16 protein-coding genes, 1 tRNA gene and 1 riboswitch are annotated in these 21,213 nt (G+C 58.2%); of the genes, 11 read left to right on the forward strand and 6 right to left on the reverse strand.

Translation table 11 applies throughout. The features are described 5' to 3' along the window. Window positions 1-60: 60 nt before the first annotated feature. From G538_RS0103870 to G538_RS0103880, 3 genes are all read right to left on the reverse strand, one after another. The gene (locus G538_RS0103870) at window positions 61-1,662 is read right to left on the reverse strand and encodes a methyl-accepting chemotaxis protein (RefSeq protein ID WP_029068287.1); all 1,602 of its coding nucleotides are present in this window, start codon (window positions 1,660-1,662) and stop codon (window positions 61-63) included. 161 nt (window positions 1,663-1,823) lie between these two features. After that, on the reverse strand, window positions 1,824-3,434 hold the full coding sequence (locus G538_RS0103875; RefSeq protein ID WP_029068288.1) for a methyl-accepting chemotaxis protein: 1,611 nt from the start codon (window positions 3,432-3,434) through the stop codon (window positions 1,824-1,826). Between the two features lie 177 nt (window positions 3,435-3,611). Continuing rightward, window positions 3,612-5,213 (reverse strand): methyl-accepting chemotaxis protein, encoded by a 1,602-nt coding sequence (locus tag G538_RS0103880; RefSeq protein WP_029068289.1) that lies wholly within the window; start codon window positions 5,211-5,213, stop codon window positions 3,612-3,614. Between the two features lie 218 nt (window positions 5,214-5,431). Between G538_RS0103880 and manA the strand changes: the two genes are divergently transcribed. From manA to G538_RS0103895, 3 genes are all read left to right on the forward strand, one after another. Further along, complete coding sequence (manA, locus tag G538_RS0103885) at window positions 5,432-6,706, forward strand: mannose-6-phosphate isomerase, class I (RefSeq protein ID WP_245566784.1); 1,275 nt, start codon at window positions 5,432-5,434, stop codon at window positions 6,704-6,706. 131 nt (window positions 6,707-6,837) lie between these two features. Then, entirely contained in the window at window positions 6,838-7,278 is a 441-nt protein-coding gene (locus tag G538_RS0103890; RefSeq protein WP_029068291.1) for a MarR family winged helix-turn-helix transcriptional regulator, read from the forward strand. Beyond that, window positions 7,275-8,627 carry an MFS transporter gene (locus G538_RS0103895; protein ID WP_029068292.1) on the forward strand — a complete coding sequence of 451 codons (1,353 nt, stop codon included), beginning with the start codon at window positions 7,275-7,277 and terminating at the stop codon, window positions 8,625-8,627. Before G538_RS0103890 ends, G538_RS0103895 begins: the two co-directional genes overlap by 4 nt. 64 nt (window positions 8,628-8,691) lie before the next feature. Here the strand turns inward: G538_RS0103895 and serC are convergent, their stop codons facing one another. Beyond that, window positions 8,692-9,795 carry a phosphoserine transaminase gene (gene serC / locus G538_RS0103900; RefSeq protein ID WP_035833293.1) on the reverse strand — a complete coding sequence of 368 codons (1,104 nt, stop codon included), beginning with the start codon at window positions 9,793-9,795 and terminating at the stop codon, window positions 8,692-8,694. A gap of 162 nt (window positions 9,796-9,957) precedes the next feature. Here serC and G538_RS0103905 point away from each other — a divergent pair, with 162 nt between their 5' ends. The 3 genes from G538_RS0103905 (at window position 9,958) to G538_RS0103915 (ending at window position 12,949) form a co-directional block, all read left to right on the forward strand. Continuing rightward, the gene (locus G538_RS0103905; protein WP_029068294.1) at window positions 9,958-10,659 is read left to right on the forward strand and encodes an iron-dependent transcriptional repressor DtxR; all 702 of its coding nucleotides are present in this window, start codon (window positions 9,958-9,960) and stop codon (window positions 10,657-10,659) included. 192 nt (window positions 10,660-10,851) lie between these two features. Continuing rightward, window positions 10,852-11,018: riboswitch (cyclic di-AMP (ydaO/yuaA leader) on the forward strand. Further along, on the forward strand, window positions 11,018-11,824 hold the full coding sequence (locus G538_RS0103910; RefSeq protein WP_029068295.1) for a C40 family peptidase: 807 nt from the start codon (window positions 11,018-11,020) through the stop codon (window positions 11,822-11,824). (Overlaps the previous riboswitch by 1 nt.) A 177-nt stretch (window positions 11,825-12,001) precedes the next feature. Continuing rightward, a complete protein-coding gene (locus G538_RS0103915) occupies window positions 12,002-12,949 on the forward strand; it encodes a universal stress protein (RefSeq protein ID WP_029068296.1) in 948 nt (315 codons plus the stop codon). A gap of 123 nt (window positions 12,950-13,072) precedes the next feature. Here G538_RS0103915 and G538_RS14940 read toward each other — a convergent pair whose 3' ends face one another. Then, complete coding sequence (locus tag G538_RS14940) at window positions 13,073-13,840, reverse strand: hypothetical protein (RefSeq protein ID WP_211218583.1); 768 nt, start codon at window positions 13,838-13,840, stop codon at window positions 13,073-13,075. Between the two features lie 398 nt (window positions 13,841-14,238). Here G538_RS14940 and G538_RS17910 point away from each other — a divergent pair, with 398 nt between their 5' ends. Then, window positions 14,239-14,412 (forward strand): hypothetical protein, encoded by a 174-nt coding sequence (locus G538_RS17910; protein WP_157544289.1) that lies wholly within the window; start codon window positions 14,239-14,241, stop codon window positions 14,410-14,412. A 123-nt stretch (window positions 14,413-14,535) separates the two neighbouring features. On the opposite strand, the gene G538_RS0103930 is transcribed toward G538_RS17910, so the two are convergent. Continuing rightward, window positions 14,536-14,982 carry an OsmC family protein gene (locus G538_RS0103930; protein WP_029068297.1) on the reverse strand — a complete coding sequence of 149 codons (447 nt, stop codon included), beginning with the start codon at window positions 14,980-14,982 and terminating at the stop codon, window positions 14,536-14,538. A 173-nt stretch (window positions 14,983-15,155) separates the two neighbouring features. Here G538_RS0103930 and G538_RS0103935 point away from each other — a divergent pair, with 173 nt between their 5' ends. The 4 genes from G538_RS0103935 (at window position 15,156) to G538_RS14945 (ending at window position 21,147) form a co-directional block, all read left to right on the forward strand. Continuing rightward, the gene (locus tag G538_RS0103935) at window positions 15,156-15,701 is read left to right on the forward strand and encodes a hypothetical protein (RefSeq protein WP_029068298.1); all 546 of its coding nucleotides are present in this window, start codon (window positions 15,156-15,158) and stop codon (window positions 15,699-15,701) included. Window positions 15,702-15,769: 68 nt separating this feature from the next. Then, window positions 15,770-15,845, forward strand: a tRNA-Arg gene (locus G538_RS0103940). 612 nt (window positions 15,846-16,457) lie between these two features. Then, window positions 16,458-20,909 (forward strand): hypothetical protein, encoded by a 4,452-nt coding sequence (locus tag G538_RS0103945; protein ID WP_029068299.1) that lies wholly within the window; start codon window positions 16,458-16,460, stop codon window positions 20,907-20,909. Continuing rightward, complete coding sequence (locus G538_RS14945; protein WP_157544290.1) at window positions 20,896-21,147, forward strand: hypothetical protein; 252 nt, start codon at window positions 20,896-20,898, stop codon at window positions 21,145-21,147. Before G538_RS0103945 ends, G538_RS14945 begins: the two co-directional genes overlap by 14 nt. The last annotated feature ends 66 nt before the right edge of the window (window positions 21,148-21,213 follow it).

The raw sequence follows: 21,213 nt of genomic DNA on the forward strand, positions 1-21,213 counted from the left end.
TTCAAGGTTGTTCACTGGGCGCTCAGGGCTGTTTCCAGCACTGCCTGACGCCCTATGCGCTTAGTAGGTAAAGCGTGACACCTGGCTACGCAAGTCGGCTGCCAGTGAGGCAAGTTCAGAAATAGCCTCACCCATCTGACCGAGGGTGCCCGCGTTTTCACCAGCAGCAGTCGCTACTCCGTTGATGTTCACAGCGATTTCCCCGGAGCCTGTTGCGGCTTCTGCAACAGAGCGGGACATCTCTGTGGTGGTGGAGGTTTGTTCTTCCACCGCGGAGGCGATGGTGAGTTGGTAGTCGTTGATCGATGCCACGATTGTTGAGATCTCACTAATGGCAGAGATCGTGTCCTGGGTGTCGCTTTGGATAGCCTCAACGCGGCGTGCGATGTCTTCGGTTGCTTTGGCTGTTTCTTGGGCGAGGTCTTTGACTTCGGATGCGACCACGGCGAAGCCCTTGCCGGCTTCTCCTGCTCGCGCTGCTTCGATGGTCGCGTTCAGGGCAAGGAGGTTGGTTTGTTCGGCGATCGAGGTGATGACCTTGATGACGTTGCCGATTTCCGCTGAGGACGTACCAAGACGTGCAACACGCTCGTTGGTTTCTGCGGCGACATGTTGGGCGTTGCTTGCCACGTTGGCTGCCTCTGAAGAGTTCTGCGCAATTTCACGGATGGAAGCACCCATTTGTTCGGCACCCGCTGCCACAGTTTGGATGTTGCGGGAGACCTGTTCGGCAGCAGCAGCTACTACGCCAGCTTGGGAAGATGTCTCGTCCGAACCCACTGTGACTTGGCTTGAGCCGGCTGAAAGTTCTTCGGATGCTGCAGCGATAGTTTGTGAAGACTCAACGATCCCAGCAACAAGTTGACGCAGGTTTTCCTGGGTTCGAGTGAGGTCTTTAGCGAGCTGGCCAATCTCGTCATACCCGGTGGTGGTGGTTGGTACGGTGAAGTCGCCGTCACCAGCAGCAGCCAGTGCAGTGGAGACGTTTGCGAGGCGTGACGCGATTTTGCTACCAATCCGGAACGCAAGCAGCATGGCAATAGCCCCGCCCACAATTGTCAGAATGGTGACAAGCATCTGTGAGGACTGGGTTGTTTCTTGCACATCACCCGAGGTAGCCTCAGCGATCGCGCTTTGCGCTTCAGCCTCGGCGTAGAGTGCGTCAAGGAACTTCACAACAGCGGGGCGCACGGTGGAGTCATAGAACTCAACGGAGACTGCTTGGTCGCCTGCATCAACGAGGGGGAAATACTCGTTGTAGGCCATGTCGTAGTACTCATCGAGCGCGACGTCAAAGGCTGCGAGGTTTTCCTCTGAAGCAGCCATAGGGCGGTAAACGTCAACGCTGGCCCTGAGGTTCACGATGTTTTCTTCGAGTTGACTCAAAACATCGGGGCGGCGCTCTTCAGTAAAGAACCCGTACTCGTTCACACGAGTACGTGTGGTTTGGAAGTTGCGCTGAACTTTATTGAGTTCCTCGAGCGGTTGCACACTGTTTGTGTAGAGCTCTTCTGCTTTGGCCCGAGCGACACCAAGTGATGTCAGAGAAACAACAGCAATAATCAATGCCGCAACCAGCATGATCGACACGGCGGTGGCGATTTTGAAGAAGACGGACCGGTCGGTCCATGCTTGCCGTGAGGTGGTGTCTTGGGTAGACATGGGGAAGTCTCCGTTCATCAGGGTTCAATCCTGATATCGGCTAAATAACAACGAAAATGAGCAGTTTTATACGGGTGATATTGATCCCATAGACACAAAATTGCCCCTGTGCGGGAGGAGGTGAAGGGGACTCCTCGCGCACAGGGGACAGGTGAGGGGTGTCAGAAGGTGAAGCGTGACACCTGAGTGCGGAGCTCGGCTGCAAGCCGCGCGAGCTCGTTGACTGATTCGCCCATCTGGTTGAGCGTTTGAGCGTTGCCTGATGCGGCATTCGCTACGCCGTTGATGTTGTTGGCGATTTCTCCGGAGCCGGTTGCTGCTTCGGCGACGGAGCGGGACATTTCGTTGGTGGTGGAGGTTTGTTCTTCGACTGCGGAGGAGATGGTGAGTTGGTAGTCGTTGATGGAGTTGACGATGGTGGAGATTTCGCTGATGGCGGTGACGGTGTCTTGGGTGTCTATTTGGATGGCTTCGACGCGTCGGGAGATGTCTTCTGCTGCGCGGGCTGATTCTTGGGCGAGGTCTTTGACTTCGGAGGCGACGACGGCGAAGCCTTTTCCTGCTTCTCCTGCTCGTGCTGCTTCGATGGTTGCGTTGAGTGCCAGGAGGTTGGTTTGTTCGGCGATGGAGGTGATGACTTTGATGACGTTGCCGATTTCTGCGGAGGAGGTTCCGAGGCGTTGGACGCGTTCGTTGGTTTGGGTGGCGACGTTTTGGGCGTCTGCGGCGACGTTTGCTGCTTCGGAGGAGTTTTGGGCTATTTCTCGGATGGAGGCGCCCATTTGTTCGGCGCCTGCTGCCACGGTTTGGATGTTGCGGGAGACTTGCTCGGCTGCGGCGGCTACGACACCAGCTTGCGATGAGGTTTCATCTGATCCAGCAAGCACCTGAGTGGAGCCAGCGGCAAGTTCCTCAGAGGCCGCTGCGATGGTTTGTGAGGACTCCACAATGCCAGCTACCAGGAGGCGCAAGCTTTCTTGGGTGCGAATGAGATCTTTAGCGAGAAGTCCAATTTCATCGGCGCCTACGGTTGTTACCGGAACGGTGAAGTCACCATCACCGGCAGCAGACAGTCCTTGGGCAACATTGGCAAGGCGCGTGGAGATACGTCGGGCAATTTTAAAGGCAAGGAACATCGCAATGGCGGCGCCGCTAGAGGTGATAATAACAAGAAGCATTTTTGATGAGTTCGCCGTGTCTTGCAAGATTTTGTCTTCAACAAGCGCTTGTGCGGAGTGAACCTCGGCTTCAACCGCAAGTGCGTCCAAAGTGGAGGTCAACGAGGGACGAATTTTCTCATTAAACATGCCTACGGCTGCTTCCATGTCTCCCGCGTCGACAAGAGGGAAGAACTCTTCATAGGCCAGCCGGTAGTACTCTTCCAATTCAACAATAAAGGCATCGACGTTCGCTTGGTCTATTGCCATAGGGCGGTACTCGGCGATTTCTGCATCAAGTTCAAGCCGTCGTTCAGCAAGCTCATCACGCAATGCTTCCCGATTTTCAGGGAGTTCAAAACCGTACTGCACGATGCGCGCCCGGTCGCCCTGGAAGGCTCGTTGAACTTCGGCAAGCTTCTCTTGAGGGAGGACCCCTTTTTCGTAAAGATCTGCGGCTAAATGTTGTGCGCGATTCAGCGAGTAGAAAGAGCCGGAAGCAATCATCAGCGCAGCGAGAAGCATGACTGCAACGGCTGTGCTGATTTTGAAGAAGATGGACCGGTCAGTCCACAGTTGCCGGGGGGTAGCGTCGGTGAGCGGTTGTTCGTGCATGGTTCTACTCCGGGGTGTGTAGACCGGGGGTGGTCATCGATCGGGGGAGGAGCGCGCAAATTGGCGCAGTGAGGGGGACGCACGTGGCGATCTGCAGGGGGGTGATCGCCACGTGCGAGGTGACAACGCTGTCGGAGGGGGGCACACCACTAGTGATGTGACTGTATGACAGCGCTGTCAGTAGGTGAAGCGCGACACTTGTGCTCGTAGTTCAGCAGCGAGGCGCGCTAGTTCAGAGATGGAGTCACCCATTTGGGTAAGGGTGTGTGCGTTTCCGGAGGCTGCGTTTGCCACGCCGTTGATGTTCGCGGCGATTTCTCCGGAGCCTGTTGCGGCTTCTGCAACAGAGCGGGACATCTCTGTGGTGGTGGAGGTTTGTTCTTCCACCGCGGAGGCGATGGTGAGTTGGTAGTCGTTGATAGAGCTCACAATGTTGGTGATCTCGTTGATTGCTGTGACTGCACCCGTTGTATCGCCTTGGATAGCTTCAACGCGGCGTGCGATGTCTTCGGTTGCTTTGGCTGTTTCTTGGGCGAGGTCTTTGACTTCGGATGCGACGACGGCGAAGCCCTTGCCGGCTTCTCCGGCTCGTGCTGCTTCGATGGTCGCGTTCAGTGCGAGGAGGTTGGTTTGTTCGGCGATCGAGGTGATGACCTTGATGACGTTGCCGATTTCGGTTGACGATGTGCCCAGACGAGTTATCTGTTCATTGGCTGCGTGGGCAACAGAGGTGGCGTTGCCTGCAACACTGGCGGCTTCTGAGGCGTTTTGCGCGATTTCTCGGATCGAGGCGCCCATTTGTTCGGCACCCGCTGCCACAGTTTGGATGTTGCGGGAGACTTGCTCGGCCGCAGCTGCTACTACTCCTGCTTGGGACGACGTTTCGTCCGAGCCCACTGTGACTTGACTTGATCCGGCGGCAAGTTCTTCGGAGGCCGCTGCGATGGTTTGTGAGGACTCCACGATGCCTGCTACGAGGAGGCGCAGGCTTTCTTGGGTACGGGTGAGGTTCTTAGCGAGCTGGCCAATCTCATCGTGACCATCGGTTGTGGTGGCGTGTGTAAAGTCACCGTCACCAGCTGCTGCGAGACCGTCTGAGACGTTCCCCAACCGCCGGGCGAGGGTGCGGGCAATTTTGAGTGCAAGAACACTGGCGATGATCGCACCGATAAGGGCTGTGATGATGATGACCCACAGTGACCGTGTAGCGGAGTCGTCAATGGCTTCAGCGTGTGCGAGGGCGGCAACGCCTTGTGCATCCGTCTCAACTGCGAGGGCTTCCATGACCCCGGTGGTGAGGGGGCGAATTGATGACTCAAAGTAGGCGGCTGCTTCAGCTTCTGAGTCAGCATCGATGAGGGGGAAGAACTCGTTGAGAGCCGCACCGTAGTATGCGTCAAGGGCTGCAACAAAGCTGTCGAGGTCGACTGCGCTGATTGCAGATTCGCGATACTCAGCGATGAGTGCGTCGATTTCACCGCGGCGGACCTCGAGGTCGGCGACGAGTTCTTCGCGGGTCGCGTCATCGGCAATGCCGTATTGAATGACTCGGGCGCGGTCGCCCTGGTATGAGCGTTGAATCGCTGCAAGTTGTTCAAGGGGAACAACATTTTCGTAGTGCATCGCAGTTGCTTCACTGCGCGCACCCCCGAGAGCGTTCACCGAGACAAGCGTTACCACCACGGTCGTGAGGAACATGACGAACACGGCGGTGATGATCTTGAAAAACACGGGGCGGTCATTCCACCGTGAGCGTGTTAGTAACTGTGGGCCGGTCATCGGTCAACTCTCTCTTAAGCGGTCGTTGAAGGTTTGATCGGCGCTCGTGCGTAAAAGATGAGCGGTTGTCATGGGACGCTGGGGTGAAATTCTTCCGAGTGGAAAGTTTTCTCCCACGTGGTCCCATCATTGAGCGATGGAGGAAAGTTTGGTCAGTTGACACGTGAACGTCACGTGGAATCCCCTAGCGTTCACGCGATTGAGCCTAAGATCAAGATGTGGTGAGGCAAACGATCTATCGACTCAACAACGCATTGCAGGACTACGCGTGGGGTTCCCAAAACGCGATCTTCGATGCGTTTGGTTGGCAACCTAGTGGGCGACCAGCCGCCGAGTTGTGGCTTGGTGCTCACCCTTTAGCGCCCAGCAGGACCCGAAGCATCGACGTGACAGGGGCATCGTGGCCTGACTACCGTCCCGTTGATAGTGTCCTGCATGCTGACGCGGTTTCCCTTATTGACCTGGTGCGCTCAGACCCAGAGTTTATGCTCGGGGAAAGTGTGGCCAATGAGTACGGGCCTCGTTTGCCATATCTCCTGAAAGTTCTTGCCGCTGCTGGGCCATTGTCTTTGCAGGTTCATCCCAAACCGCACATTGCACGGGCTGGGTTTAGCCGGGAAAACCGGGAAGGCATCGACCTGCATTCGCCTGAGCGAAACTACAAGGATGACCAGCACAAACCCGAGATGATCCTCGCGCTCACCCCGTTTGAAGGGCTCAGCGGGTTCCGCCGTCCAGAACGTGCTGCACAACTTCTTGCCCCAGTTGCTGGCCCTACCGCTGCTGCGATGCGTGACATCCTTACCGGTGCAGGTGTTTCAGATACGCGGGTGCGCCAGGCCTTTGACTTAGCTATCGGGTTGCGGGCCAAAGATGCGCGCGCAGAACTCGATGCCGCCGCAGAATCCATTGCCGATGCGATTGCTCACGAACGTGGGCAAGGGCGGCAGGTGTCACGCGGGCTTCTCACAGCCCTGGACTTGTCCAAGGCCTACCCGGGTGACCCTGGGATGCTTGTGTCGCTGCTGCTCAACCGGTTCAGCTTGAAACCGGGGGAGGCCGTGTTCTTGCGGGCGGGGCAAGTGCATGCCTACCTGAATGGGTTGGGTGTAGAAATTATGGCGAGTTCAGACAACGTTTTGCGGGCAGGGTTGACGACAAAGCGCGTTGATGTGCCACAACTCCTCGAATGTACAGACTTTGCGCCGGAACCTGCTGTTCGCCCTACGTTGCGTTCTATTCCCGGCGGGCTCACCGAGTATCGGGTGCCAGCCCCAGAGTTCTCACTGGTGTATGGCGAGGTGAACGGAACTGCATTGGTGAATCGGACGGGGCCGCGCATCGTGCTGTGCCTTGAGGGTGAGATCACTGTGACGAACGCATTGGGCGAGTTGGGGAAAGTGGCCACTGGTCAGTCTGTTTTTGTGCCTCACGGTGTGGGCAGTCTTGGGTTGGCTGGGCGCGGCACAGTTGCTGTGAGCTACGTGCCCTGACCTGCACTTCAACTCTTCTTGGCGGCGGTTTTCCGGGCTAAACGCTGGGTTTTATGTTGTAGCTAAACGTGACCAGCATCAAACCGTTACCCTATGTAATTACCTTAAGTAATGAGTTAGGGTAAGGAGATGTGAGCCAGTCCACCAAGCACCGCCCCGGCCCTCTTGCTGGAGAAGTGCGCATAGCCGCCAGTCGTGTGTTGCGCCGATTGCGCACCGAACGAGGCGAGGCTGACCTGCCTGAACACCAATTTGTTGTCCTGACCGCGCTGCATAAGTTCGGTCCGATGACCCCCGGTGCCCTTGCGGATCTCGAAGGTGTGAAACCACCTTCCATGACCCGCACCGTCAACGCACTGTGTGAACTAGGTTTCGCGGAAAAGGTCGGTCATGAACAGGACCGGCGACAAGTTCTTGTTGCGCTCACCGAGCGCGGCAATGAAGAAATTAAGGTCACCAGACGCCGCCGTGATGCCTGGCTGACAAAGCAACTGGGTACCCTCACCCCCGAAGAAAGACAGACCCTCGCCCAAGCGAGCGAACTGTTGAAAAGGATTGCCGGTCAACCATGAGTCCAACATTTGCCTCCCTGAAGTTCTTTAACTACCGCATCTGGTTCGCAGCAGCGCTCGTTGCAAACGTCGGAACCTGGATGCAACGCGTAGCTCAGGACTGGCTTGTGTTGACCCAATTAACCGACAACTCAGGGACAGCCGTTGGGTTCGTCATCGGCCTGCAGTTCCTGCCCGTCATCTTCCTCTCGCCCTACGCAGGGCTGCTCGCAGACCGCGTTGACCGCCGCAAACTCTTGATGACCACCCAGGGGCTCATGGGTCTCCTCGCCCTCCTGCTCGGTGTCTTCACCCTGACTGGGATCGTGCAACTATGGCACGTCTACGTTTTCGCGTTCCTCCTCGGGTGCGTGGCCGCCGTGGACAACCCGGCTCGCCAAGTCTTTGTGTCAGAGATGGTGCCAGCAGAACGCCTACCCAACGCGGTAGGCCTCAACTCTGCGTCCTTTAACGCAGCGCGCCTTGTTGGGCCCGGAGCAGCCGGTTTCCTCATTGCAGCAGTAGGAACCGGGTGGGCTTTTGTGCTTAACGGGGTGTCCTTCGCCGCAACCATCTGGGCGATGTCCCTCATGCGTAAACGTGAACTGCACAAAACTCCACGCGCCACCCGTTCCCGGGGGCAAATCCGTGAAGGTATTCGCTATGTGCGCCACCGTAGCGACATCATCGTCATCATGGTTATTGCCTGTGTGGTTTCCACATTTGGTCTGAACTTCCAACTCACCTCTGCGCTCATGGCAACAGAAGTCTTTGGTAAGGGCGCTGATGGTTACGGAATGTTGGGTTCCATTTTGGCCATTGGTTCACTGTCCGGGGCGTTGATTGCAGCGCGCCGGGTGCGGCCTAGAGTGCGCCTTGTCATTGGTGCAGGTTTCATGTTTGGGGTATCTGCCGGAGTGATGGCGCTGATGCCGACATACGAGTTGTATGCTCTGGCATCCATTCCGCTGGGGTTCTTCTCGCTGACCATGATGACTGCGGCGAACGCAACCATTCAAATGTCTGTGGAACCTGAGATGCGTGGCCGAGTCATGGCGCTTTACCTCGTGGTGTTTGTTGGGGCCACCCCCGTGGGTGCGCCAGTCGTGGGGTGGATCGCAGAAACCTATGGCGCCCGGTGGGGTGTTGGTATTGGAGCAATCACAGCCATTGCCGTGTCACTTGCTGCAGCCCTCTGGACAAAACGCCACTGGAATTACCAAGTGACCTACGCCTGGAAGTCGCGCCCACATGTTTCAGTCACTTACCAGGCTGATCGGGACGAGGCGTTGCAACACGACGCTGACAAACGCGAACAGGCCGCTGACACGATGCGCGTACAGCAGATGCAACACAAACAAGTGTCCTAACGGCTCGTCAGGTTCGTGGTCACGACAGCTCTTATTTTGAGGGGCTATGCGGTGAACTGCTCACTTACGACATTGCCTCAACAACAAAGTCGATGCACGCTGTCAGCGACTCAACGTCAGCTGGATCAACAGCAGGGAAAACGGCAATGCGCAACTGGTTGCGACCAAGTTTGCGGTACGGGTCAATATCGACCACTCCATTGGCCCGGAGAACCTTCGACACCGCCATAGCGTCAATGGAATCGTCCAAGTCCAGCGTGGCAACAACCTGCGACCGGTGTGCCGGGTCAGCGACAAACGGGGTGAGGAACTCACGGTTCTGTGCCCAGGTGTAGAGCAGTGACGACGATGTAGCTGTGCGCTGAGTGGCCCATGACAGCCCGCCTTGGCGATTAAACCATTCGATTTGGTCAGCAAGCATGATGAGAGTTGCCAACGCGGGAGTGTTGAGTGTTTGCCGAGCTCGTGAGTTGGTCAGTGCGGTAGATAGTGAGAGGAACTCAGGGATCCACCGGTCTGTTGTTGCAATGCTTTCGATGCGCTCAATCGCAGCAGGAGACGCGAAAGACAACCACAAGCCACCATCAGCAGCGAAGTTCTTTTGTGGCGCAAAGTAGTACATGTCAGTGGCGTTTAAGTCGACCGGCAGCCCACCGGCAGCCGAGGTGGCATCAATAATCATCAGCGCATCGTCGGTGATGCGTGTGATGGGAGCCATCGCACCTGTGGAGGTTTCATTGTGTGGCCATGCATAGATATCAGCATCGGTGTGGATTGCTGGAAGACCAGCGGTTCCCGCGGAATATTGGGTAACAGCAGACTGTTTCAAAAAGGGAGCGCCTGATGTCGAGGCAACAAACTTGTTCCCAAACTCGCCAAAGGCAGCGTGAGCTGCTCGTTCCCGAACGATGGAGAACGTCAAAGCATCCCACAGTGCTGTTGAACCACCGTTGCCCAGGAGGACTTCGTAGCCCGCGGGGGCATCGAACATGTCGCAGAGCCCCTGTTGGATCCGACCCACGAGGTCCTTCACTGGAGCTTGGCGGTGGGATGTGCCAAGAATATGGCGTCCTGATGTTGCAAGGGCGTCAACCTGCTCGCTGCGGACCTTGGATGGTCCTGAACCAAAGCGCCCATCACGGGGCAACAACGAGGCCGGAATCTTCATGTTCTGGGTCACAGCACTACTCTAGCCCGACGACAGGTCGAGCTGGCAGGCCTGTCCACGGGTGCTAAACCGGGGGATGGATACCGGTGTCGCCGCCGGTTGCTGGGCACCAAGACATGGCATGCTTAATACCAGCATTTGACTGAGGGAAAGGGAGGCGTCGTGAGCGATCTCATCGACACCACGGAAATGTACCTGCGCACAATTTATGAGTTGGCGGAGGAGGGCATCGTCCCTTTGCGCGCGCGCATCGCAGAGCGCTTGGGCCATTCGGGGCCAACGGTTTCACAGACAGTTGCTCGGATGGAACGCGATGGCCTGTTGATAGTTTCAGGTGATCGACACCTTGAACTCACTTCAGACGGCCTGGCGAAAGCAACCCGTGTCATGCGTAAACACCGCCTTGCTGAGCGGTTGCTCACCGATGTAATTGGCCTGGACTGGGAATACGTCCATGATGAAGCGTGCCGGTGGGAACACGTGATGAGTGAGCGGGTTGAGGAACGCATCCTCCAGTTGCTGAACCAGCCACGCTACTCGCCGTACGGAAATCCCATCCCCGGCCTGGCAGAAATTGGGGTAGGTGACGTCCCTGAGGCATTCCTTGATGGCGTGATCTCTTTGCCTGATTACCTTGCGCGAACTGGCGCAGCGAGCCAAACGGTCACGGTGGTCCGGTTGGGTGAACCCCTCCAGACAGATATTGAGTTGTTGACTCGTTTACAGCTAGCAGGTGTCACACCAGGGTCGCAGGTTGTCATCACGCCATCGGACTACGGGATTGTTGCGATGCAGGGCGTTGGGGCCGAGATCGTACTCGACATCCCTAAAGATGTCGCACGTCACATCTTCCTTAACGGGTGAAATAGATCACCAGAATCGCTGGTGTAGTGCCAAAATTCAGAGAGCTCCCCTGGATGGGGAGCTCTCACCATTCGCCCAGGAAGAATTGTGCGTGACCAAAGCGTGACAATCAGCGGTCGCCTTGGGTAGAGTTACGAGTGCTCCGGCAGACTTGCCTTTGCTGGAGTGTTCATGCGGACCGCCTAACCCTGTCACCGCGTGGAGCCTGGACAACCCGAGACAGGGGCGGGGGAACCACACATTGGCTGGAAGCACAGCCTTGGGGTGAAGTGCGAAAAGTTGCTTTCAGCGGCCGGAACACCGAGTGACTCCAACTCGAACCCGACAGCTTACCTCGTATGGCACTGGAGAAACGATTGTGACTAACGCAGTTTACAGAGCGCGCCACCGCCATGAGCGCAATGCTCTGGCGCCACTCGCCGCACTCGCAACGAGTGCCGGACAGAACGTTGCCCACATGGGCCGTCGTTCTGCCATCGTTGCTATTTCCTCAGGACTCGTCGTCGGCCTGGGTGCAGTAGCCACCCCTGCTACCGCAGCTCCTCTCGACACCCAAACAGCAGCGGGGACAATCGATGTCTCTTCGCTCACTGCACAGGCGCGTACAGCACTGGCCGCGGCCCCTGCTGTCACTGTTGACGCAGATGCTGAATGGGTCATGGAGAAGTCCGCCATTAAGGTGACTCCGGCTCCCGAGCCAGAGCCGGTACGCGAGGTCGCTCCTGCGGCATCACGCACCGCCGAGCGCGCCACTCTCACCAGTGACACGGCCGCCACCACAACATCGACCACCCAGGCGACAACCACTAAGGCCGCTGTTCCGCAGTCGGTGAGTGGTAACGCTGTTCTGGAGATCGCTTCCCGCTATGTCGGCGTGCCGTACGTATCCGGTGGATCATCCCCTTCAGGCTTTGACTGCTCAGGGTTCACCTCTTACGTTTACGCCCAGCTTGGAATCTCCTTGCCACGGACCTCCTCGCAGCAGCGTTACGCCGGAACCGTTGTGTCCCGCGCTGACGCCAAGCCAGGTGACCTCATCTGGACCCCAGGGCACATCGCAATCTACGCTGGTGGAAACATGCAGATTGATGCCCCACAGCCAGGTAAGACCATCCAGTTCCGTTCGATCTGGCAGTCAAACCCAACCTTTATCCGCGTCTCCTAAGCACTTCTGGACGCGAACAACCCGAGGCGGTGACCAAAATTGGTCACCGCCTCGGGTTTTTTGCTAATACCACCCGCTGAACGCGCCGCTGGAGGCCATCACAGGGTAAGGTTTGAGTAAAGAAATCGCGTGGTGATCTGGAACACTATCACCGCGCTGTGGTGAAGGAGGCAGCACATGTCGAACGAACCGAGCATCCTCGTTGGAGTTGATGGTTCACAGGCGAGCTTGCACGCTCTGGACTGGGCAACGGAGGTAGCGGCCCGGTGTGATGCGAGCATCACCATCGCCTGCTCGTATTCCCTGCCAACATTCGCAGCGGCCTCACTTGACGGCGGCTATGCAGCGCTGGACGACTCCACCATCCAAGAAGGCGCACGAATGGTGCTGTCCAACGCCGCTGACCGTGTGAAAGCACGAAACGTACCGGTCACAGCACAAATAGCTACGGGTGACCCTGCTGGCGCCCTCGTTGAACTGTCCGAAGGGCATAACCTCGTTGTGGTTGGCACGCGGGGGAGATCCGGCTTCGCAGAACGGATTTTGGGTACAGTGTCTTCGGCCTTGCCAGCACACGCAAAATGCCCCGTGGTTGTTGTTCCTGGCCGTGACCTCAAAGAGGGTGAGCCACTCCCTCCCATTCAACCGGTGAAGCGCGTTGTGGTCGGAGTAGACGGATCAGACTCAGCGCACGGTGCGCTCCACAAAGCGGTGACCTACGCAAAACTGTGGGACGCAGAACTTGTTGCGGTCACCGGTGTGCCAGTCACAAACGGTTCCGGGATTCTCGCTTGGCTGCCTGCTGCTGTGGACCACGAACAAGTATTGAAAGACATCGAGATGGGCTTGAACACCATCATCGATGCGGTGGAAGAAGAAAACCCAGGTATGACAATCCGCAGGATCGTGCTTGACGGAACCGGCGCAGAACTCCTCACGGAATTCTCCCAAGCTGCTGACCTGCTCGTTGTGGGGTCGCGTGGCCGAGGCGGTTTCGCAGGGCTCCTCCTAGGCTCCACAAGCCAAGCTGTGTTGCACCACTCCAAATGCCCGGTGCTGATCGTGAACAAAAAATGCGAGAACGTCGCCCCACTAGAAGCGCACAGTGCTCCATCAGGCGAATAGTTATGGTGAGTCCTGGGTCACACTGATACTGTGAGACCGTTGCAGTGGAACGTGGTGGTGTAGTGATGAGTGCTACACCACCACGTTGCTGTTTATCTGAACGCTGTCACTGAATGTCCCGGGCTAGTGTTCCGGGGATTTACCGATCACTAACGATCTCAGGTCAGCAGCATCAAACGCACCAGCATCGGCAGGGTGCCCCGCAACGTCAAGAGTCACCTCGGTGACAAAACGTTGAGGCGCTGAACCGAAAGCCTTAGACGTTTGGTTGATAACGGTGTGGGCAAGAGCCCGCCCACCAATCACGCCCACCACCGCGCCAATACCAAAAGGCACCAACCGCCCCATCACCACACCGCTCTGGCGGAAAATGTGGCGCTTCACGAACCGTGAAGACAGCACGCGGTTGACTTGTTTAATGCTGGATGTAGGGATCGTGGTGCCCAACGCTTTAGCCCAGTGCGTCATGGACCCGGTGGACAGGTTAGCCACCGACTTAGCGCCCGATTCCCCAAGGACAGAGGCGAGCAGCAGGGTTTTACGGCGTTGCGCATCGTCAATTTGTACCCCGTGAACCTCAGCGACAGCCAAACTGTAAAAACCAGCCGCACTAAAAAACGCGGCCATGTCAGCGGCAGTTAGCGCAAGAGCCGTAGCTGACCCCACACCAGGCACGGCAGCGGTGGCGCCAACAGCGCCACCAGTTGAGGTGAGCAGAACCCTTAACTCACTACTCAAGATGTCGATGATGTCCTGTGGTGAGGCGTTGGGATTACGGCGGCGCAAGTTCTCGACGTGTCGAGCGATCTTGTGCGACGGAATCGCAGTTGCCTTGACCAGAGCAGAATCAACCAAAGCGCTTGGGCCCGCTGCAGTGGGTGGGTACGTCATGTGGCCTCCAGCCGTTTGGTCAGTGGGTGACAATCGTATCTGCTGATACCGTAACCGGCACCTGAAGAATGTGACATGGGGAAATAACTCTGGTCAACCGCTTAACAATGGAGTACGATCGAGGACTACGATGTTGAAGAAATAGCGTGACGCAACGGTGAGACCCAATTAATGTGGTCTAAATATTGCCCACTGGTAACGGTGAGTTCACGCGGAACTAACATCCCTCGCCTACGGTGAGACTGTCAACGAGGTAGCACTGACGCTTTCAGACAGATCCACGCAGGCTCAACAGGTACACACATACCTGAACCACAATTTTCGAACCCTGGCAACAGTGTTCGCCACCCAGCTTATGCCAAGGTGCATAAGCAGTAGTACAGAGAAAGGAGAAGCCGATGACTGTTTTGCTACAGCGTCCCGTGGCGTTTGACGTCAACGGGGTTGAGCATCGCTACGGTTGCTCCATGCCGGGAAACACCCTTGAGCGTGGACGCACCGAAGGCTTCGTGATCGCGCGCTGCACAGAGTGCGGCGCCATGCGGTTCACAAGTACCGCCCAAGCCGCTTAAGGCTGATACCCAGACCGTGAATGCTAGCTAGCATTCACGGTCTTTGTTGTATCTGGGGTCATGCGTTAATGCTTCGCCTGGTGCAACAAGGTCGATGTCGGCGAGGGCGTAGGTCAAGTCACCTTAAGCAGGGTCAACGATGTCAGCTGACACGTTAGCGCCAGCTTCAATGGTGCGCCCAACTGTGCACTGCCCCTCAATGGTTTTGTGAAGCAACGTGACGAGGCGTTCGCGGGCTTCCTCATCTAAACCGCTCAAGTCAACAACGAGCTTCTCATCAATGGTGCTGTACCGGTTCTCTTCGTCGTTTTTCACGCCACTGACATGAACCTGAGCGGCGTAGTCATCACCCACCCGGCGGGCAAGCGCACGGTCAGTGACCAGCCCAGTGCAGGCGGCAGCAGAAAGTTTCAACAGTTCACCAGGTGTGAAAGCACCTTCAACGCCGGCACCAGCGAAACGCACTGTTGCGCCACGGTCATTGTGCCCAACGTATTCACGGGCACCAACGCGTTCAACCCAGAGGGCATCAGCGGGGGCAGAATCAGGGGAGAGGAAATTGTCAGCCATACTGAGCATTCTGTCACTGAGTTCACTGCCGTGGGGTAAGTGTTCGCTGACCGCGACATTCTCACCAAGATCCAACTGTAGGGGGACGCGCAAAGCGCACAAACGATGCCACAGTAGTACCGACGTTGTTGTAGCTGGGCTTCTCGGTGAAGTGCGGCAGTGTGAGGAGCGAGATGAAGCGTACTCAGTTGATTGTGGGGGCAGCGATCTACCTGTCTGTCACCGTAGGAGGTTACCTGCTGATCTCAGCGAACACTCCATATCGCGCCCTAGAGCGAGTAGCCCCAGTGTCAGAGTTGACGCGCGCCGCCGATTCGCTGTCTTTCGAACTAACGGACCAAATGCAAACCTTGTTGAAAACCGATGGCGGTGAGGTGGTCATCACCAAAGTAGGGAACTTCGATGTGACCGATGAGGTCACCGCTGAGATCTCCAAAGGGCTTGCAACGTTCGAAGACGAACTGAACAAAAGCGCAGCACTGTACGCAGAAGAGTGGAACATCACGGCCGCGATTACCGAGTACAGCTGCTACGACAACGGTGCGAGTTTGGCTGTCATCGATAGCGACCGTGTGGAGTTCACAACAATGGTGAACTGCTCTGTCGTCTTCGGTGACTGGGCGAATGAAACGTCAGTGCAACGCACCGTGCGCGCTGTGTACTCCAAAAAAAGCCAATCCATCGATGAGGTAACAGTCGCAGCGGAAAGTGCCTTCTAGCGCGGGTGCTGTTGGTTTTTGCGGACCGTGACCGCTCAGGCTACTCTTGGGGTGGCCCACGTGGTCAAGCGTTCGTAGCTCAGGGGATAGAGCACCGCTCTCCTAAAGCGGGTGTCGGCAGTTCGAATCTGCCCGAGCGCACCAACTAAGAAACCGCAGTCAGGACACGCGTCCCGGCTGCGGTTTGTCGTTATGCCGATGCAGCCTTTCCTACGTTGGAAACTCGGTTCTACACGGCCATCTTTCTATCGATGGAACAGCCTTATACACCTGTAAAGAAGTCAATACTCTGGATACCAGACAAACCACCAGGCGAGACGAGTCGATGGGGACTTCTCCCCATGCGAGTGTGACGTTGACTACATCACAGCACGTGAAACCGCATGATCCCGCCGATCTGCCGTGTGATTAAGCGTGAAATGTTTCCACGTGGTTAGAGATCCGTTGACGCACAGCATGAAGTTGGGCACAATTCAAGAGTCAGTGCGAGCCGCCTGCCCCCTGCGTGGCTCGCACTGATCTTTTTATGCGCGAAACCCTCCACCGCACAAGGTGTTGAGAGGTCGCACAAGTTCACTACTTCCGGCGCGCCAGCGAGTCAACAATGACCGTAAGGCGCTAACGTGTTCCCGTGGAGCATCCGTTGTCGTTGCTCCCTGTTGAACACTAGATTGAACTAATCAAACCCGAGAATCGCCGCGTGGCAAGGGGGAGTACTCCACCACGGATCACGTTGTTGCCGGAGGGCTTGCACATATGCCAAGCGAACACCGCGATGCTGAGACACCAGCACAACGCACCCACCACACCAGTGGTGGGAATGCGCTCGATGCGCACGCCCAAGGGAGTGCATCGCCCCAGGCCGCTGGGCCTAAACTTGTCGCGCCTCGCACCCCAGACCAAGCCGTCCAAGAATCACTGATCGGGTGGCGCCAAGCCCTGGTGGACCTTGCTGGAGGATCATCCCTCGCAGACATCGGGCTACTCGGTGAAGCGCTCCTTGAACTCACCGCAGCACACCCCTCCGGCATCGCCCAACTCTTTGCAGGGCGCCCCACGCGCCTGACCAATATTTTCCGCGACCGCGACACACTGCCCGTAGCCCGGAAAAAAACTCGCGCCGTCGCACAACGCGCCCAAGAACAATCTGAACGCTTTGGCATCTCACCCACATACCTTGCAATTGGTGTGGCGACATGGACCGAAGCGATCGACACATCCCCAGAACACGACGTCGCCGCACTGGCCCGCGTTGTCGCCCACCAGGACGACGACCGCCCCGCCACACCACCAGAACCACGCCGAATCTTCGCACCAGTTCTGCTACGCCCCATCACCATCACCACACGCAGCCAAGATGACTTCGAACTCAGCCTCGAACCCTCCGCTGAGGTCAACCCGGTCCTCGCGCGGGCGCTCCGCTCACGCGGCGCCCTCCTTGACCCACTGGCGTTAGCGCGCGGCGCATTCACCTCATCCGGGTTCGACCCCTCCACGGCCCTCGACCGCATCAACTCCCTCGGTGAAGCGGTCCTGCCCGACTTCACCATGACCGACAAACTCCTCGTCGGAACATTCGTGCACCCCGGGCAAGTGCTTGTCGACGACATTGACGACCTCGCCGTCAGCTTAGAACGCCACGAAGTTGTTGCCGCACTTGCCGGCGACGAAAAAACCGCCGCAGCACTACACATCGACATTCCCCACACTGAAGACGGCGACCAAGACCCCAACCTCGAACGCGGAGTCGGTGACCTCGACCCAGAAGCCCGCACAGCACTCGACGCGCTAGCAACCGGGGCGCACCTCTTCATCGACGCCCCCATCGGCGCTGACACACCAGGCGTGGCCGCCGCGATCCTCGCAGAAGCCGCAGCCATCGGGCGCAACGTGCTGTACGTGCCAGGGCACCGCCGCAGCGCCGAAGAACTCAACCAACGACTACGCCAACTCGGATTGGATGACATCGTCCTTGACGTTGTCCCCAGCCCCAACTGGCGCACCATTGTGTCCCGCCGCCTCCTCAGCGCCATGACACTTGAAGCGCCACCCCTTGACGTGCCCGCCATTGCGGACCTGCGCACCCAACTCATCGACACCCGCGACCACCTCACTCGCATGGTTGACGGAATGCACCAGCCACGCGACCCGTGGGGCATTTCCGCCTACGACGCGTTGCAATCGTTGGCGCGCCTCACCTCAGAACGCCCAGCCCCCTCAACAATGGTGCGGTTCGACCCCGACACCCTGCTGCACATTGCATCCGGCCTGCGTGACGCGATCTCCGATGACCTACACCGCATAGCCGAACTCGACGGGTTCACGGTTCGCCCCGCATCGACCCCATGGTTTAACGCACGCCTCAACAGTGACGACGAAGCTCAATACGCACTCAACACCATCATCGCGCTGCTCGACGAGGTCCTCCCCGCCCTGACCAGCCAAATCACCCGGGTCGCTGAAGAAACTGGGCTCACCGCCCCCACCACGGTCAACCAGTGGAGCGAACAACTCGCGATGCTCGACGCGATGCGTCAAACCCTCGACACGTTCCAACCCATGGTTTTCGAACGCGCCGCAGACGACCTCGTCGCCGCGACCGCCACCAAACACTGGCGCGCCGAACACGGCATCGAGATGAAACGCATCCAACGCCGCAGGCTCGTGAAACGAGCCAAAGACATGGTTCGCCCCGGTGTGCGCGTCACCGACCTCCACGGCTCACTGCTACGCATCCAAGAGCAACGCCTCATCTGGGCGCAACACTGCCCCGGTGGCGGCTGGCCACGCCTGCCACAAGGCCTCACAGACATCGAAACCACCCACCGCATGGCGGTGCGGCTGCTCGACACCCTCGAACCAGTCCTCGCCACCACACCACTGAGTGGCGACCTCAAAGAAGCCAACATCACCGACGTCATCGAACGGTTGAAACGCCTCCGTGACGACTCAGCGTCACTCGTTGGCCTCCCAGAACGCGGGGCACTCATGCGCCGCCTCCAGGGCTACGGTCTCGGTGAATTGCTGCATGACTTCGCTGACCGCCGGGTTGACCCGTCCCTCATGGACGCCGAACTTGACCTCGCATGGTGGGCATCCGTCTTTGAGAACATTCTTGCCACCGACCCCGCTCTGGCTGGAATCGACGAGAACTCCTTCGAAACGTTCGCACGCCGGTTCCGTGACCTCGACACCTCACACGTGGATTCACTGGCGTTCCCTGTGCGCGTTGCGGCCCTCACCCAACTCCGCAAAGCGCTGACTGCCCACCGGAACCAAGGCGAAGACCTCTTTGGGCAACTCATCGAAGAACGGCTCACCTCAGTGCGCGCCGCGTTCGAAGAGTACGGCGACGTCATGCGGAAACTGCGCCCCTGCCTCATCGCAACACCCACGATGATTCCGCACCTGCTGCCACCACACCGCACCGTTGACCTCGTTGTTCTCGACGCTGTGCAACACATGGCGCTACCCACCTTGCTGTCCGCAATTGGGCGCGGCCGCCAAGTAGTAGTGATCGGTGACCCCCGATGCGCGTCCGGGGATGGCATCGAAAAGCTGGCCCAGGTGTTGCCGCACGTCACCCTCGCCGGTGATGCGGGTACACGTGACGCCGGGCTGACTCGGTTCCTCCTGCAACACGGGTATGAAGGTGCGCTTGAACCCACCCCGCTGCCGTCGCAACACTCCAGCACCAGTTTCCACGAGGTCTACGGCACAGGTATGCCAGACCCCGCCAGTGGCGCGGTACTGTCCACCACCGAAGAAGTGAACCGGGTTGTTGACCTAGCGATCAACCACGCCATGGACCACCCGCAGGAATCACTGGCGATCATCGCTGGGTCCTCCGTGCACGCGGACCGTTTGCGAGACGCAATCGTGGCGCAAGTACGTGCGAACCCCGCACTGGGAGCTTTTTTTGACCCGCGCTCACTAGAGCCCGTGGTGATCTCAGACTTGGAAGGTGTCGCCGGGCTGACCCGTGACGCCGTGATTTTCTCCCTCGGGTTTGGGCGCACCCCCCACGGGCGCACCCTGCACCGGTTTGGCGCAATCTCAGACCCTAAGGGCGCTGCCCTGCTGCTCAACGCTCTTGGTGTGTCACGCAGGCGTTTCACCATGGTTGCGGCGTTCACTGCACCTGACCTTGATGCTTCACGGTTGCGTACCCCTGGTGCGCGCTTGTTGGGGTCGTTGCTTGACTTTATGGCGGGTGGCACCGGTGACCCGTTGCCTCAAGCCAGTGACGCAACCCCGCAGCCAACTGCCATGGCTACTACTGGGGCTGTGTCTGTATCGCCTGCTGCGGCGGCGAATAGCCCCGCGTCTAGTTCCCCTAGTTCCTCTGCCGATGCGCCCGCTGAGACCGCTGACAGCGACACTCACAGCGATCAGGGCGACACGGCGACCGAGCCGAACACTGAGGCTGCTGTTGCACCGTCACCGACCGACGCCGAGGAACCTGCGGTGGAACCTGACCGGCTCCTCGTTGACCTCGCCGACCGGTTGTGGAAAGCCGGCCTAACTGTAGAAACGAACTATGGGTTGGAAGGCTCAGCGCGTATTCCGCTAGCGGTTGGCCACCCAGACTTCCCAGATGAGTACTTTGTGGCTGTCCTCATTGATGACCGCAACTACGTGGCAACCCGTTCTATCCGGCAACGTGACCGCTTGCGGATCCGACGGTTACGTAAACTCGGATGGCACGTGGTGACAGTGTGGTCTGTTGCGTTGTTCCTCAACCCAGAGTCCCAGGCGAACCGTATCCGTGAAGTGGTGTTCCGTGAGGAATCAGCCCGCCGGTCACGGTTGACCCCGGTCACTGGTGCGCTACCGGTGACGGTGGACGTTGCTGCCGAGTTCCGCGACACGGAGGTCGCCGCTATGCAAAGCGTTCATGGCCCGGTGAGCGGTGGCGCATTGCCGGGAAGTTCAACACCGGCCGATGCGTACGGCACGGTGGCGTCCCCACCTCAAGCGCCAACTCCCGCACTGGAACGCCCAGATGTTCCCTACGGTTTGCCTATCACCGCATACGGTGACAACCAGTTAGAAGAACTTGTGCGATGGATCGCCTCTGATGGGGTTCCACGCTCTGAGGACGAACTTGCTGCGAATGTGCGCACCGAACTTGGTATTGCCCGTCGCTCTCACCGTGTTGACACGGTGATCGCCAACGCGTTGCGGAGGGCTTTTGCCAACCAATGAAACGCCACCGCCAGGTGACGTAATGGGCGGTGCAGCATCGGGAAATTCGGGTGCTGGGAGTGCTGGGAGGCGCCGTAAACATCGCCGCGTTGTGCGGCAAGGTACGGAACGTGACGTGATCTCTGGGGTGTCTCGCGATGAAGTGGACACCGAGTGGGCAGGGCAGGGCAGTGGCGCTGGGGGTTCCCGTGATGCTGAGATCCTTGGGGATGTGCCCCCGCACTTTGGGAAACTCTGACGTTACGCACGGCTGACGTCACGCCCACCCGTGTGGCATGTTTTGGTCTCATGTGGCATGTCTAGG

This window comes from Jonesia quinghaiensis DSM 15701, assembly GCF_000423205.1.
Lineage (GTDB): Bacteria > Actinomycetota > Actinomycetes > Actinomycetales > Cellulomonadaceae > Jonesia > Jonesia quinghaiensis.